Origin of the sequence: Priestia megaterium NBRC 15308 = ATCC 14581 (assembly GCF_000832985.1) — a bacterium.
Classification (GTDB): domain Bacteria; phylum Bacillota; class Bacilli; order Bacillales; family Bacillaceae_H; genus Priestia; species Priestia megaterium.
This window is the reverse complement of record NZ_CP009920.1, coordinates 3383898-3400182: the sequence shown is the minus strand read 5'-3', so window position 1 is coordinate 3400182 and position 16285 is coordinate 3383898. Positions and strand designations below refer to the sequence as shown.

Below are 16285 nucleotides of genomic sequence, written 5' to 3'. Positions count from 1 at the left end.
TTTTTTATCCTTTCTAATTAAGCTGGAAGAATAACATGAAAAGCTGTGCCTTCTCCTATTTTGCTTTCCACTTCAATTCGCCCTTTATGTTCTTCGATAATTTTATATGAGACCATCAAACCGAGTCCCGTTCCTTTTTCTTTTGTCGTATAAAATGGTTCTCCTAAGCGCTTGATGCGCTCTTCGGGCATTCCATCCCCTTGATCTCGAATGGAGACCGTCACGTAGTGCGGCTCTGTAGAGTAGACTTCAACAATAATTCTTCCTCCGTTTGACGTGACTTCAATTGCATTTTTAATGACATTTATTAGTACTTGCTTAATCTGGTTCGGCTCGCAGTACACCATTGGCAGCTGAGGAGACACACTTAGTTCAAACTGAATATTTTCTAAAAGCGCTTGAGCATTTAATAAATCAATCGTTTCTTTAACAACCGCAGCTAGATTTTTCTTTTCAAACTTTACGGCCTGTGGCTTAGCGAGTACGAGAAACTCTGTAATAATGGTTTCAATTCTTTTTAATTCAGATTTAATAATATCAAAATAAAGAGAGTGGTCTTCTTGAATGCTGCTTTCTAACAGCTGAACAAACCCTTTTAAAGCTGTCATCGGGTTGCGGATTTCATGCGCAATCCCAGCTGCTAACTGTCCGACTACTTGAAGCGTATCCGATTTTCGAATCTGCTCTTGCATTTGATTTCGTTCCGTTACGTCTCTTAAAAGCGTCATATATAGACCTGGTAAGATATCTTTTTTCGTGGAAAATTCGATATTTTTAACTTTTTCGTTCCCCGTAACGTACGTAATCTCTCCTTCAGCTTCCCCTTTTTGCTCAATCGTTTCTTTATGCTCAATGACCGCATCCAAATTCGCTGAAGAAATAAAATCCTCCATGGAGTGCGCACAAATCTCCTCTTTGCTGAGTTCTAGAATATCACAAAGAGAAGAATTTACATCAATAATATTTCGCTTGCCGTCCCATAAAACTAACCCATCGATCGAACCATTAAAAATCTGTCTGAATTTCTCTTCGTTATTCCGAAGCTCCTGTTCGATTTTTGTACGTTCACTGATGTTTCGAAAAATCGTTAAATGGTCTCCTTCTATAATGCCTTTTTTCCCTGTGAATTCCAACTGTTTGATTTCTCCATTTGGCATGTAAAAAGGAAGCTGATTGCGAATTTCTCCTTTTGTTTGAAACGTTTGGAGCACCTTTAACGCACTAAAGCTTTTTGTATCGATAAATGTATACAAATTACTTCCAATTAATTTGTTTAACGGCAGCTCAAATGTACGCGAAGAAGCAAGATTAGCGTTCAAGATTTCACCATCATCTCTCCAAATCAAGATCGCTTCAATCGCATTTTCAAAAATAGCCCTGAAATTTTTTTCGCTTCTCAACAGCTGCTGCTCCATCAGCCGTTTTTCCGTCACGTCTCTCATAATGGACATATAGTATTGACTGTATATATTAGCCGTTGTGGTAAATTCAAAAAAAGTAACGTCTCCATTTTCGAGCCTGATCGGTAGCTCACCGCTTGTCTTTCCTTCTTGATGCAGAGTTCTCCATAATTTTTTCACCTTATAATGATAAGTAGGTTCTACAAGCTCTTCTAATGTTTTGGTTAGAAGCTGTGCTCTTGTATAATTTAATCGTTCGCAAAATGAAGGGTTCGCGTCGATAAGCTGACCCGTTCGATCAAAAATGACAATTCCGTCTACCGCTTCATTAAATACATCCATAAACATATGATGACTAATAAACCGTTCATTTTCCATCATTTTGTGCTGCGTAATATCCCGAAATGTACACACAATAATGCCCGACATGTGACTATGTTTGTGTGAAGTAAATTCAACATGTTTCATCATGCCGCTTCGAAGCGTCATCGCGCCTTCATATTTGAAATAGCTTTCTTCTAAGAGTGCTGGATAATACGCTTCAATCATGTCATACGGAAAATACATCAGAAAATCTTTCATTTGATACGTTAATAGCTCATCCTTTGTTTTTTCAAACAGCCCGCAGGCTGATTCATTTGCATTTATAACTTGAAAATACTCATCAAATACGACAATGGCATCTAATACGTCATTAAAAATAGCTCGTAGCTGCTGTAATTCACCTTGCTGCTTTTGCTCAGCTTCAGATGTTAATTCTCTGTGTGGTGACATGCTCATTGCTCCTTTCTTTTGCACTTCCCATTTCCCCACCTTTTATCTATAGACTTAATATTCTACAAGATTTGCTTTTTACCTTTTTAAAATTAGGCACGTTTATTCAAAATACGACATTTCTTCACATTATCCCGCTATTTAGAAAGAAAGCATAAATAAAAGAGGCTCATAACTAAATCAATCTAATCTAAAGACAAACAAATTGGATACATGAGCTGAACCGCTTGTTACACCGCTGTTGATTTCCGTACAAGTCTTTTCTTTCCGCAGGAGTCTTCGCTTTGCCTTCCAATCAACTGCTAGAAGGAACGAAACGGATGAAACCTACGCTCACCATAACAAAGAAAACGAACCATTACTCAAACACGTTGAGTAATGGTTCGTTTTTCACTTGGGCTAAAATACGTTTGTCACAGCCTCATCGATCATTCACTACAATATAAGTTGCTTGAATAGGCCCATGCACACCAACTACTAAATTCATTTCAATATCAGCTGAATTGCTCGGTCCCGTAATAAAGTTAATGCAAGAAGCAATCTTTTCTCCTCGCTCTACTTTTTCATGAATCATTTCAGCGGCTTGTGTCATGCGAGGAACAATTGAGCTTTGAGGTATGATTGCAATATAAGTGGCGGGCAGCAAGCTTACCGATCGTCCTTTTTCAGCGCTACTGAACAAAACAACTGTGCCGGATTCCGCTAGCGTCAAATCACTGAAGGTAATGCCAACATTTGCTTGTTCAGCTAGTTGAATATTCTCATCGCCTTTTCCAGAATTCCATACATGAAGGCTACTGCTTGTTTCCCATTTCTCCATCAGCAGATTCAATCCATATTCGGAAAACCTAGGATCATTCCACGTGCAGACAAGACCATTTCCATAGTTCGCTACGGCTTCCTCAAGGACAGCTGGCAAGTGTTGTGATGATGTTTCTACATAGCGAGTATGAATACGTTCGCAATGGTTTTCAAGCTCTTTCTTTAATTGATCTGGCGAATAGCTGCGGTAGACCTCATGCTGAGGAGCATGCTTCCATTGTGGCTTTACTACGCCGCTTGTTCGCCTGCTTCGCTTAAGATTAGCAGCAATATTGTCTAAAAAACTGTCTCTATTTTGAATGCTTCCGTTCATCCTCATCACTCCTTTTATCAAACCAATCTCGTAAGCGCTCTTTTGTAGGCGCCGGAAACTCTCTGCTTTCCGTCCACGCTTTTAATGGACCAGGCCCTTTGGAAATACTGCTTCCTGACATAAAAGGAGTAAGAGCTGCCGGTGCTACTTTAGCGCCCACTGTATATAGAGAAGAAGAAGCTGCTCCCAAGCCAAATGCTTTCATCGCCAGCTTTTCCGAAATAGGTGCTTTTCCTTCTTTTTCGACAATTCGCTGACGATGCTTGTGCAATAGCTCATGCAGCGGAATTTTGACCGGACAGGCATCTGTACAGGCTGCGCATAGCGTTGAGGCATATGGAAGCTCTTTGTAGTCTTCATAGCCTCCAAGTAAAGGAGATAATACAGCTCCAATCGGACCTGAATAAATAGATCCATATGAATGTCCTCCAATATGGCGATACACGGGACATACATTCACACATGCCGCACAGCGAATACACTGTAAAACAGATTGAAATTCAGTTCCTAAAATCGCAGATCGTCCGTTATCCACAATTACTAGGTGAAACTCTTCCGGTCCATCTACTTCTCCAGGAAGTCTAGGTCCTGTAAGCGCTGTTACGTAACTTGTAAGCCGCTGACCTACTGCACTTCTAGTTAACAGGCTTACCAACACTTCAAATTCTTCAAACGTTGGCACAATTCTTTCCATTCCCATAACCGTAATTTGCGTTTTAGGAAGGGCTGTTGTTAACCTTGCATTTCCTTCATTGGTTACAAGTGAAATAGATCCAGATTCTGCAATCGCAAAATTACATCCTGTGATGCCAATATCTGCTGATAAAAATTCTTTTCTCAGCATTTCCCGGGCATGAAGAGCTAGTTCTTCAGGTTTTTCTGTCTTTTTATAAGAAAGCTTTTCCTGAAACACATCTCTAATTTGTTCTTTATTTTTATGAAGCGCAGGAGCTACGATATGAGAAGGCGGATCGTGATCATCTACTTGCAGGATATATTCTCCTAAGTCCGTTTCAATAACTTCACAGCCTAGTTCTTCTAAAGCAGCGTTCATATGAATTTCTTCTGTAACCATTGACTTGGATTTAACCACTTTCTTTGCCTGTTTTTGCTTCGCTACATTTTTTATGTACTCATTCGCTTCTTCAGCTGTTTGAGCGAAAAAAATGTGGCCTCCGCGTTTAGCTACATTATCAGTGAGCTGCTCTAAATAATAATCTAAATTTTCAAGCGTATGCTGACGAATTTCTTCGCCAAGCGCTCTCCATTCTTCCCAGTTTCCTAACTCTTCTGCCGCATCTAATCTACGGCTTCTTAAGCGCTCTTGAGCACCTGAAACCGCAAAGCGCATAAACGCATTATTGACTCCATCATCGACGCGTTTTTTAAACTGATCGTTTCCTATTTTCATAGACATTCGGTATTCTCCTTTCTTTACATTCTGCTATTTAACACTTCAGCGATATGCATCACTTTTACAGGCTGTCCTTTTCGTTCAATTCTTCCTCCAATATTCATAAGACAGCCGCAGTCAGCTCCAATTAAGTACTCTGCGTTTGTCTTAGCTATACAGCTCACTTTTTCATCGACCATTTGTTCAGAGATTTGCCCCATTTTAACCGAAAACGTCCCGCCGAATCCGCAGCAGTTATGACTGTTTTCAAGGTTTTCCATTTCAAGACCCTTTACATTGTTTAATAGTGTAAAAGGTTCTTTTTTTACGTTTAGCAAACGCGTCATATGACAAGAAGAATGATAAGTGGCTTTACCATTTAAACTGGCTCCTACATCTTCCACTTTTAAAACGTTTACAATAAAATCTGTTAGCTCATACGTTTTATCAGCAAGCTTCACGGCAGGTTCATGCCATGCAGTATCACCTTTAAAAAGATGGGGATACTCTTTGAACATTGTCACACACGAGCCAGACGGAGATATAACGTACTCTGCATGTTCAAACGCTTTTATCATGTTTTTCATCGCTTCTTTTGATTCTTTTACGTAACCGCTGTTATATGCAGGCTGTCCGCAGCAAACTTGACTCTTTGGAAAATCCACTTCGCATCCTAATCGTTCTAACAATTCTACCGTCGCTTTTCCTACATTTGTTTGAAACATATCAATCAAACATGTGGCAAATAAAGATACTTTCATCATTTGCTCCCTCCAAGCTGATCATTTTACTTCTTTTAGTTAACAGGTCATCAGATGACTTAATGCTATTATACTCCTATGTTTTTCTAATTTCACTAGTTTTTCGAAAATACCTTTCTTTGTTTGCTATCTTTTTTTCATAAAAAATAAGAAATTGGGATACGTGAAACCTACGTTTGCCATAACATTAAAAAAATCCGACCGGTGAAGATTCTCTATCAAGAATCTTCACCGGTCAGATCTTCCTTTAACTAAACTACTTTTGTCTTAGCTTCTTACTTATTTATTTCCAAAAATCATCAAATACTGTGATTGGCAATTGGCGTTTATGCTGCGTTTTTAAGAAGTGACCTTCAATGACGTTACTTGCATGTTCACCTACATCTTTGCCTTCTAAATAATCGTCGATTTGCTCATACGTTACGCCAAGCGCTTCTTCATCCGGAAGCTGTGGACGATCTTCTTCCAAATCAGCCGTTGGTTTTTTCATATATAGATGCTCGGGACAGCCTAATTTTTTTAGCATTTGTTTTCCTTGTCGCTTGTTCAGACGGAAAATAGGTACTAAGTCAGCTCCTCCGTCACCGAATTTTGTATAAAATCCTGTAACAGCTTCAGCAGAGTGATCTGTTCCGAGTACGACTCCACTGTACATGCCCGCTACCGTATATTGCGCAATCATTCGTTCACGCGCTTTTACATTTCCTTTGTTGAAGTCGGAAACTTTATCATCTGCCGCTTCTTCAACAGCAGAAAGCATAGCATCTACTGCTGGTTTTACGTTAATAGAAATAGATTTTGTTGGTTGAATAAAAGCAAGTGCATCTTGACAGTCTGCTTCATCTGCTTGCACACCGTATGGAAGACGAACAGCAATAAACTGATAGCGCTCTTCTCCCGCTTCTTCGTTCAACTCATTAACCGCTAGCTGCGCCAGCTTTCCAGTTAACGTAGAATCTTGGCCGCCGGAAATACCTAGTACAAACGAACGTAAAAACGGATATTTGTTCATGTAGGATTTCAGAAAATCAACGCTGCGGCGAATTTCTTCCACGGGATTAATTTCTTTTTGGACGTGCATTTCTTCAATAATTTGCTTTTGTAGCTCTTTCATAAAAAAACTCTCCTCTCATTACTAGCTGACGGAATCTACACAAGTACGGTATCAGATAGTAACTTGCTTCTAGTCTCTTCAATATTTTGCATTTTGTTATCCCAGCAGTTTGTACTCAAGTCTACCGGATACTCTGTAGGACGGAATACATCTTCGTTCGATTTTGTAATGACTTTGTAGTCATCCCATAGATGCTTTAAGTTCTGTAAGCAGTAGGCTCTCATTTCTTCAATGGTAGGCTGCTCGTACACAAGCTTGCCGTCTGTAAAGATTGGCTGGTGAATTTTACGTGCGTTAAAGTTCGTGACAAACTTGCTGACGTGCGTATGAATAGGATGAAACATTTTTAAATGCTGCTCTTCATTCGGCATTTCGTCTTGCATCGTAATATAATCGCCTTCCCATTTGTGGTTCACTTGATTTACAATTCGGTATACCTCTTTTAAACCAGGAGTGGAAATTTTTTCTGGATTCTCTGACAGTTTAATCGTATCCACCATGTTTCCATGATCATCTTCAATCGAAACCAGCTTGTACACCGCTCCTAGCGCAGGCTGATCAAAAGATGTCATGAGTTTTGTTCCAACTCCCCATCCATCAATTTTGGCACCTTGCGCTTTCAAATCTAGAATGCTGTACTCATCGAGATCATTCGAAGCAAAAATTTTCACATCATGATAGCCGGCTTCATCAAGCATTTTTCTTGCCTCTTGAGAAAGATATGGAAGTCTTCCGCTATCTAATCGAATACCGATAAAATTAATGCGATCTCCCATTTCATTTGCTACTTTAATAGCATTGGGAATACCTGATTTTAACGTATTATATGTATCTACTAAAAAGATACAGTTACGGTGTGATTCCGCATACTTTTTAAACGCGCTGTACTCATCACGATAGACTTGAACAAGCGCGTGAGCATGAGTGCCGGACACAGGAATTCCAAATACTTTCCCCGCTCTGACATTACTGGTTGCATCAAAGCCTCCAATATAAGCAGCTCTCGCTCCGTAAAATGCAGCATCCATCTCGTGTGCTCTTCTTGAGCCAAATTCCATAAGCTGATTCGTACCCGTATGCTCATATAAATTATCTTCTCCCGCGGCCAGGCGAATACGCGATGCTTTTGTCGCAATCAGCGGGTGGAAATTTAAAATATTTAAAAGCGGCGTTTCAATAAGCTGCGCTTGCGCTAAAGGAGCGTCAATTTGCAGCATCGGTTCGTTAGCAAAAATCATTTCGCCTTCTACAACCGAACGAACATTACCGCTAAAGCGAACTTGCTTTAAATAGTCGATAAACTCCGCTTCATAATGCAATTCTTCATATAAATAATCTAAGTCCGTTTCGCTAAATCTGAAATTAGCAATAAAATCAATTACTCTTTCTAGCCCGGCAAACACAGCATAACCGCTTTCAAACGGCATCCGACGAAAGTAAGCTTCAAATACAGAACGGCGTTTATGAATATGGTCTTTAAAATACGTATGTGCCATATTCAGTTCATATAAATCTGTATGCAAAGCTAAACTATCATCTCTATATTGCTTTTTCATACTTTGTAACCCTCCATTTGACAATCCTAGTTTCTATTATGTAAATCTTTTCACAATAGAGCAAGCATAAATTATCGGAAGGTGCTTGAATTTTAGTTTTTCTGTTATTTGGTGCACACTTTTCTACCTGAAATGGCATTATTTTTCTTCTGGTATGTATTTCATTAACACGTGTTCAACATTATCAAGATGACTCATCATAAAATGCTGAGCGTCTTCTGCATGCTGAGAAAGAATAGCTTCATAAATTTGCTGATGCTCTTTATAAATCCGTTCAGCCGTTTTTTCTTCCGCATAAAGCCAGATGCGTCTTGTCTCTTTCATCGTTTCAATCATCATTTCTGATACGTTATTCATAAGCTTCACTAAAAGAGGGTTTTGCGAGGCTTTGGCAATGGCTAAATGAAAAGCAAAATCTGCTTTCTCTCCCAGCTCTTCATTGCCAAACGCTCCTTTCATTTGCTCCAGGCTATCAGACAGTTGTTTAAGGTCCGCATCTGTTCTCTTTTGAGCTGCCGCTCGAACAGCTCCAATTTCTAATACTTTTCTCACTTCAAGCAAATATTCAATATCATTTTTATTCATTAATACAGCGCTAGTTACAGGCAAAGACAGCATATCAGAGTTAAATTCGCGTACAAATGTGCCTTCTCCTTGCTTCATCTCCAGAAGCCCCATCGCCCGCAAAGCGCTAAGAGCTTCACGAATAGCTGAGCGCCCTACCTGAAAGTTTTCCGCCAGCTGCTGCACTGAATCCAAACGGTCACCAGGCTTTAAGCTGCCTTCTTTTATATTCTCAAGAAGCGTTTCAGCTACTTCTTCGTATATTTTTTTTGGCTTAATTCGCTTATATTCCACGTTTTCCACCTCATTTTTTTCGTTCACCAAGGTTTACATTAACCGAGACTCTTTCTTCTTTTACGTTTCTGTTACATTTTACCGAAATCCTTTCCCCTCCACAACAAAAGTGGCAAGGTATTTATACTTTATTTCTCAAATGTGCTAAAATAGTAAATTGATTTCATATTACGAGTTAAAAGGAGCTTTTTGAATGAACATTGTTGTCAGTACATTGAATGCGAAGTATATCCATACTTCTTTAGCGCTTCGATGTTTAAAAGCCTATGCCGAGCCTGACTATAAAGTGGATATGGCCGAATATACGATTAAAGATCCTGCTATGAACATTGTCACGGATTTATATAAACGCAACCCAGATATTGTTGGTTTCAGCTGTTACATTTGGAATATTGAAGAAACGATTAAAGTCGCACAAATGCTAAAAAAGATCAATCCCGAGCTCATCATTATATTCGGTGGACCAGAAGTAACCTATGATGTAACTCACTGGCTAGAGCGTATTCCTGAAGCTGACTTTATCGCGATCGGTGAAGGAGAAGAAACATTCAAGCAGCTGTTGGACGAACTTCACGGAGAGCGCCAGTTTGAAAACGTAAGCGGCGTGGCTTTCCGAAAAGAAGGAAAACCAGTTGTAAACCCGCAGCGCAATAAAATTGATCTGCGCGAAATGCCTTCTCCTTTCCGTTTTGAAGAAGACCGTCAAGAACTTTCAAAACGCGTTGTATATATTGAAACAAGCCGCGGCTGTCCGTTTAGCTGTCAGTTCTGTCTCTCTTCTATTGAAGTAGGCGTTCGCTATTTCGATAGAGAAAAGGTAAAAGAAGATATTCGCTATTTGATGGATAACGGAGCGCGCACGATTAAGTTCGTAGACCGCACATTCAACATCAGCCGCAGCTACGCCATGGAAATGTTCCAATTTTTAATTGATGAACATCGTGAAGGTACCGTATTTCAATTTGAAATTACTGCCGATATTATGCGCCCAGAAGTTATTCAGTTCTTAAATGATAATGCGCCAAAAGGATTATTCCGCTTTGAAATTGGCGTTCAATCTACAAATGATGCTGTCAATGAACTAGTCAAACGCAAACAAAACTTTAAAAAGTTAACGCGTACCGTAACAATGGTAAAAGAAGGCGGAAAGATCGATCAGCATTTAGATTTAATCGCGGGACTGCCAGACGAAGATTATAACTCATTTAAGAATACGTTTAATGATGTATTTGCACTTCGCCCTGAAGAGCTTCAGCTAGGCTTTTTAAAAATGCTTCGCGGCACAGGCTTACGCTTAAGTGCGCCTCACTATAATTATCAATACATGGATCAGTCGCCTTATGAAATTTTAAGCAATAACGTCTTGCCATTTTCAGATGTCGTACGCATTAAACATGTAGAAGATATTTTAGAAAAGTTTTGGAATGACCATCGAATGGATGAAACAATAGAGTTTTTAGTAGAGCACTGCTATGATACACCTTTTGATTTCTTCCAAAACTTCGGGACGTATTGGGATGAAATGGGCTGGGTTCGAATCGGCCATCAGCTTGAAGATTTATTCAAACGCCTTAGACAGTACATTGAAACAGAGAATTTTTCAAATGAAGAAATGATTGAAGGGTTTATGAAAATTGATTATTTACAAAACCAAAAGCATAAGCCTCGTAAACCTTGGTGGGACGATAAAGTAGAAAAACAAGTCCGCTCTCATTACTATCAGCAAATGCTTGCTAATCCTTCTATCATGGGACAGGCTTTTGAAGCTGAACAGCTTGCTGAAAAAGAATTATACAAGCACACTGTTTTAGAGATTCTTCCATTTGACTATATGTATTATAAACAAACGGGAAAAATAAATGAACAACCATCTGTTCTTCTTGCTTATTATGATCAAAAAGCAAATGATACAAAACTTTATTCAGCACCTGTAGAGGCATTTGGCCTTCCAGTTGTAAGCTAAAACCTCGGATATCCGAGGTTTTTTTCTTTAACATTCTTTTTTCTTTTCATGCTCTTTATCAGACTTTGTCTTTCCTAGGGATTCATATATTTTAGCTGCGTTGGGATCGCCCATTTCCGCTCCGAACTCTTCTTGCAGTAACTGTTTTTGCTTCGCTTCAGTGCTTGCGATATGCTTATTATTTTGTTTATGTTTGCTCATCGTTACTTACCTTGCTTTCCTTTTTTCGAATTGCGATTCGCGCCTTTAGCCGGCTCCTCGCCGCCAGCATATTCAGCAGCAAATTCTGCATCTGAAAGGCTCTCTTTTGGTGTATTATTGTTAGTCAGTGCTGATTTGTAACCTACTTTACGCTTTGCCATCATATATCCCTCCTATGCTTGGAAGTCCATTGAACTTCCTTTTCTTAGAATGCACTTTCTGATGCGTAATATAAGCAGAAAAAGCTGTAAAAAAGCGGTTGAAACATAACGAAATTACTTTAATCTAAAGACAAACAAATGGGATAAATGAGTTCATCTGAACCGCTTGTGACACCGCTGTTGATTTCCGTGCAAAGCTTCGCTTTCCGCAGGCGGTCGGTGAGCCTCCTCGTCGCTTATGCTCCTGCGGGGTCTCACCTGTTCCGCTTTTCCCGCAGGCGTCTTCGCCTTACCCTCCAATCAACAGCTGGAAGCAGCTAAACATATGAGACCTATGTTTACCATCATAAAAAAATCCGAACGAGCTTGATTAAGAATTAAGCTCGTTCGGATTCTTCTTCAACTAACATATTTTTACCTCAGCCTCTTTTATCCAATAATAATACGTTCTTTCGGATAGTGATAATCCGGTCCAGACGTTGGACGGCGAAGCATTAAAATAAATGAAAACATGCCGATTCGGCCAATAAACATTAAAATCATAATAACGCATTTGCCGATATCCGAAAGCCCTCCCGTAATTCCCATTGATAAACCTGTTGTCCCAAAAGCTGAACACACTTCAAAAATAAGCTCAATGAGAGAAAAATGTTCTGTAATACTTAAAATAAGAAGAGAAATCGAGCAAATGATTACGGCTAACATCGATACAGCTACTGATTTAATAATGTCATCTTCATGAATTTCGCGGCGAAAGATTTTAATCGTCTTATTTCCTCTGACATAATAAAACAGGAAAAGAATATTTAATGCAAACGTCGTCGTACGAATTCCTCCCCCTACTGAACTCGGTGAAGCACCGATAAACATCATCGCACTCATCATAATTAACGTAGGAAGTGAAAACTCATTAATATTCATGGTCGCTACTCCTCCGCTCCTTGTGGCAGCAGATTGGAAAAATGCATAAAAAAACGATTCATCCCAAGACTTATCTGCTAGAAATCCTGAATGCTCTAGCACAAGAATCAAGATTGTTCCCCCTGCTAACAGCAGAAAAAACATAATGGTCGTTAGCTTCGTAAATAGCGAAAATTGAAATTTACGCTTATCTTTAAATGTTAAAAAATAGTGCTTAATTTCAATTAATACAGGGAATCCAATCGCTCCAAGCGTAATTAAAATAACGGTTACCACTTGGACAAAATAATCATGGGCATACGGAATAAATGAAGATCCTGTAATATCGAAGCCAGCATTTGTTGTAGCGCTGACAGAAGCAAAGAAACCATGCAAAAATGCATCTGTCCAGCTCGAATAATAACGGAGAAAATGTAATCCTAAAACAATGGCGCCAACTAGTTCAATGGCAAAAATAATAAATAAAATATTTCTCATCAAGTCAACTAATCCTGATAAGCGGGATTGGTTATGGTCTGTCATAATGAGCTGACGTTCCTTTAAACCGATTTTTTTACCCAAAATCATCCAAATAAATGTACTGAGTGTCATTACACCAATACCACCGATTTGAAAAATAAAAGCGAGCAAAAAATAGCCCGTTGTACTAAATGTATCCGGAGTAGAGACAGGTGTCAGCCCTGTTACACTTACCGCACTAACGGCAATAAATAAGCGATCAATAAATGCTAACTTCACTCCCGGCTTTAAAGCTTCTGGAATACTAAGTAATAGAAATCCAAGCGTAACAGCCACTATGTAAAATGTAACAATAATTTGAGCTGAAGACATCTGCCTTACTCGTCGTTTCCATGGTTGCGGCATAATCTGACATTCCTTTTTTGTTATAATACTAATAGTTTTCTTCTTTCTTCTCAAAGCATACTCATTGTTACACGGATTGCAATATCCATGTAAAAAATCCCATGTTCAAGAAGGTGACTACATTAGTATAAAAGAAGTCACCTCACTTGTCATTAGATATCATATATTCCAGCAGCCCGCATAAAGAACCGTCAATCAATATTGTCTGTTTACAAAAAAAACGAGGTTGAGACATAATTAAATGAATCCAATCTAAAGACGAACAAATGGGATACATGTGCTGAACCGCTTGTGACATCGCTGTTGATTTCCGTGCAAGACTTCGCTTTCCGCGGGCGGCCCGTGAACCTCCTCGTCGCTGACACTCCTGCGGGGTCTCACCTGTTCCGCTTTTCCCGCAGGAGTCTTCGCCTTACCCTCCAATCAACAGCTAGAAGCAACTATATATTTAAAACCTACGTTTACCATAACAAAAAAACGAACCACTAATATCAGTGGTTCGTTTTTCACTTCGGCTAAAATACTTTTGTCCCAGCCGCTTCTTTATTTTATTTAGAGCGTTTTTCTAGCCAATCGCCGATTGAAGGATATGTTTCCTTCACTGCTTTTGGACCAAATACAACAGATACGTGACCTGTTTGCAACAATTTGTACTCTTTATCTTCACTTGAAACAGCGTCCATTAAAGCTGCCACTTGATGCGGCATCGCAATATGATCACGGCTAGCAGCAATGTTTAAAATATTAGCTTTAATATTTTTCAAATCTACTTTGCGTCCGCGAACTTCAAGTTCACCATTGATTAATTTATTTTGTTGATAGAAGTCACGAATCCACTGACGATAAGCTTCACCAGCAAATGGGATTCCGTCAGCAACCCACTTTTGCATTAGCTTCCAGCTTTCAACAAACCGCTGATTTTCCGAACGGTCCACCAACGTTACATATGGGCCATAGAAATTCGTGATTGGCTTTAACATCTTGTTTCCAAAGTCAATCATCTCTGGAGGGATGTTTCCGAATGTATCTACTGCTTTATCTAAATTAAAGTAGCGATCGTCTAGGAATGCTCCGTATAAACCTGTATCCGAAAAATCAAATGGACTTGTCATAAAAATTAAGTTTTTAATCGGCAAGTCTTCATTTAATGCAGCAAAAATAGATGTCATAGTTCCGCCCATGCAGTAACCAAGAACAGACAAATCAGGAGATTTAGAAGTGCGCAGCACCTTTTTCGCCGCTTTTGGAATATAATCTACAATATAATCATCTAGCTTCATATTGCTGTCTTCAAGCCCTGGAGTTCCCCAGTCAAGCAAATACACGTCAAAACCACGGTTTAATAAGTATTCAACAAGGCTGTTTCCAGGTGTTAAATCCAAAATATACGGTTTATTGATCAATGCATATACGAGTAAGATTGGTGTTTTATGCAGGTTATCTTTTACTGGCGTATAGCGGTATAATTTTGCTTTGTTCTTTTTCCAAATAACCTCTTTTGGTGTTAATCCAACTTCCGGTTCCGCTTCTGCTGTCATAATTTCATATGCACGCTTAAAACGTCTTGCAGAACTTTTATATTCACTTGGCATTGATTTGATTAATTTTTCCCACTCTTGCACGTAAGGAATTGCCACGAATATACACACCCTTTCATTCCATTAGTAGTTAGTTAACAAGCACAGCCCCGACAAAAGTCAGGGCCAGCATTTATTACATGTATAAGCCGCCGTTAATGTTTAACTGTTGTCCTGTAATGTACGCGCCGTCTTTTGCTAAGTAAACAACTCCACGTGCAATTTCTTCAGCGTGGCCTAAGCGACGAGTTGGGATTTTTGCTACAACTTTTGCACGAACTTCTTCCGGCATTGCCATTACCATTTCCGTCTCAATAAATCCTGGGCAAATTGCATTAACCGTTACGCCTGACTTAGCTAGTTCAAGAGCTAATGATTTAGTGAATCCTAGCATACCTGCTTTAGCAGCTGAGTAGTTTGTTTGACCAAATCCGCCCGCTTGACCAATAATTGATGAAATATTGATAACACGACCGCCTTCAGATTCTAAAAGGTGCGTTAGCGCAGCTGATGTTGTGTTGTATACGCTATGTAAGTTTACATCAATTACTTTTTTCCAATCTTCTTCACCTAACTTCTTGAATGAACGGTCGCGCGTAATTCCAGCATTGTTTACTAGAATGTCTAATTGACCAAACGCAGCTTTTGTTTCTTCGATTAGGTGTTTTGCTTGATCTACATAAGACACGTCAGCTTGAACCGCAATAGCTTCTCCGCCGTTGTCTTTAATTTCTTTTACAATTGCTTCTGCAGATTCTTTACTGCTGTTATAGTTTACTGCTACTTTTACTCCATTAGAAGCAAGCTCACGTGTAATTGCTGCCCCGATACCTTTAGATCCGCCTGTTACGATTGCTACTTTACCTTGTAATGTTGTCATGAAAAATTTCCCCCTTGCTTCTTCAGCGATGATTTTTACTGTAAATACAGCAGTTAATGTTGTTATAAAATCCCCTATACCTTACTTGCGAGCTGGCTGCTCAGTTTTTTGAGCGTTTGATGGTTTTGCTTCAGATTTAGCTTCTGCCTTTGGCTTTTCAGCTAATTTTTCTTGTTTTTCTAACAGCTGAGCCTGAAGCTGCTCACCTTGAGTTTTAATTTGTTTTTGAATAGTTTCTTTTAACTCGTCTTGTGTTTTTTGCTGCCCTTCAAGAAGAGATAAAACTTTGTCGAGTTTTTTGTCTAACGATTTGACATCAGATTTCAGCTTAGTTACATCTTTTTTCAAAGCAGATGCACTTTCTTGCTGTGCTTCTAATTCACCAAAACGATCGTCAAATTGCTCTTCTAATAATTCTACTTTTTCTTCCACATTGATGACTAATGACGCAACGTTTGCTACATCTTCTTTTGTTGGTACATTTACTTGGTGCAGATAGCGCCCCGTTACTTCATTTACTGCTTGTTGATATTGAAGGTTCATATTTAGCACATTTCCCATGAGCTGGGAAAATTCTTCACGATTCATATTGTCCCCAATAACTTTACCCCAGTAAGATTCGGTTTTGTCATATACGTCTTTCCATGCTTGAAACGGATCAAATACTTTTTGCTGTTCCAAAACTCCATCTCCTTTCTTGTGTACGTTAAAAGTGATGGCTTTCAAT

General features: G+C 39.2%; 14 protein-coding genes and 1 pseudogene. 1 reads left to right on the top strand and 14 read right to left on the bottom strand.

Annotated features, from left to right (window positions below):
• Window positions 1–17 precede the first annotated feature (17 nt).
• From BG04_RS17700 to BG04_RS17670, 7 genes are all read right to left on the bottom strand, one after another.
• A complete protein-coding gene (locus BG04_RS17700; protein ID WP_016763376.1) occupies window positions 18–2174 on the bottom strand; it encodes a PAS domain S-box protein in 2157 nt (718 codons plus the stop codon).
• A 421-nt stretch (window positions 2175–2595) separates the two neighbouring features.
• The gene (locus tag BG04_RS17695) at window positions 2596–3309 is read right to left on the bottom strand and encodes a LutC/YkgG family protein (protein WP_034653565.1); all 714 of its coding nucleotides are present in this window, start codon (window positions 3307–3309) and stop codon (window positions 2596–2598) included.
• Window positions 3287–4726 carry a LutB/LldF family L-lactate oxidation iron-sulfur protein gene (locus BG04_RS17690; protein WP_034653567.1) on the bottom strand — a complete coding sequence of 480 codons (1440 nt, stop codon included), beginning with the start codon at window positions 4724–4726 and terminating at the stop codon, window positions 3287–3289. Before BG04_RS17690 ends, BG04_RS17695 begins: the two co-directional genes overlap by 23 nt.
• A 17-nt stretch (window positions 4727–4743) precedes the next feature.
• Complete coding sequence (locus BG04_RS17685; RefSeq protein WP_034655262.1) at window positions 4744–5463, bottom strand: (Fe-S)-binding protein; 720 nt, start codon at window positions 5461–5463, stop codon at window positions 4744–4746.
• Between the two features lie 283 nt (window positions 5464–5746).
• The gene (gene nadE, locus BG04_RS17680; protein ID WP_034653569.1) at window positions 5747–6577 is read right to left on the bottom strand and encodes an NAD(+) synthase; all 831 of its coding nucleotides are present in this window, start codon (window positions 6575–6577) and stop codon (window positions 5747–5749) included.
• 35 nt (window positions 6578–6612) lie between these two features.
• Entirely contained in the window at window positions 6613–8133 is a 1521-nt protein-coding gene (locus BG04_RS17675) for a nicotinate phosphoribosyltransferase (protein ID WP_034653572.1), read from the bottom strand.
• 138 nt (window positions 8134–8271) lie between these two features.
• Window positions 8272–8991, bottom strand: coding sequence for a FadR/GntR family transcriptional regulator (locus tag BG04_RS17670; RefSeq protein ID WP_034653575.1), 720 nt, complete (start codon window positions 8989–8991; stop codon window positions 8272–8274).
• 193 nt (window positions 8992–9184) lie between these two features.
• On the opposite strand from BG04_RS17670, the gene BG04_RS17665 reads away from it, so the two are divergent.
• On the top strand, window positions 9185–10954 hold the full coding sequence (locus BG04_RS17665) for a B12-binding domain-containing radical SAM protein (RefSeq protein ID WP_034653576.1): 1770 nt from the start codon (window positions 9185–9187) through the stop codon (window positions 10952–10954).
• Between the two features lie 27 nt (window positions 10955–10981).
• On the opposite strand, the gene BG04_RS31015 is transcribed toward BG04_RS17665, so the two are convergent.
• The 7 genes and pseudogenes from BG04_RS31015 to phaR form a co-directional block, all read right to left on the bottom strand.
• Entirely contained in the window at window positions 10982–11155 is a 174-nt protein-coding gene (locus BG04_RS31015) for a thiamine pyrophosphate-dependent enzyme (RefSeq protein ID WP_013082205.1), read from the bottom strand.
• A 2-nt stretch (window positions 11156–11157) separates the two neighbouring features.
• Window positions 11158–11319 (bottom strand): hypothetical protein, encoded by a 162-nt coding sequence (locus BG04_RS31010; RefSeq protein ID WP_013055942.1) that lies wholly within the window; start codon window positions 11317–11319, stop codon window positions 11158–11160.
• A 426-nt stretch (window positions 11320–11745) separates the two neighbouring features.
• On the bottom strand, window positions 11746–13125 hold the full coding sequence (locus BG04_RS17655) for a TrkH family potassium uptake protein (protein WP_256656514.1): 1380 nt from the start codon (window positions 13123–13125) through the stop codon (window positions 11746–11748).
• Between the two features lie 118 nt (window positions 13126–13243).
• Window positions 13244–13513, bottom strand: a pseudogene (locus BG04_RS31835) (hypothetical protein); the annotation flags it as partial.
• A 136-nt stretch (window positions 13514–13649) separates the two neighbouring features.
• The gene (locus BG04_RS17650) at window positions 13650–14693 is read right to left on the bottom strand and encodes a class III poly(R)-hydroxyalkanoic acid synthase subunit PhaC (RefSeq protein ID WP_047931245.1); all 1044 of its coding nucleotides are present in this window, start codon (window positions 14691–14693) and stop codon (window positions 13650–13652) included.
• 121 nt (window positions 14694–14814) lie between these two features.
• Window positions 14815–15558 (bottom strand): acetoacetyl-CoA reductase, encoded by a 744-nt coding sequence (phbB, locus tag BG04_RS17645; protein ID WP_014461095.1) that lies wholly within the window; start codon window positions 15556–15558, stop codon window positions 14815–14817.
• Window positions 15559–15639: 81 nt separating this feature from the next.
• Complete coding sequence (gene phaR, locus BG04_RS17640; RefSeq protein WP_034653582.1) at window positions 15640–16239, bottom strand: polyhydroxyalkanoic acid synthase subunit PhaR; 600 nt, start codon at window positions 16237–16239, stop codon at window positions 15640–15642.
• Window positions 16240–16285: the final 46 nt, after the last annotated feature.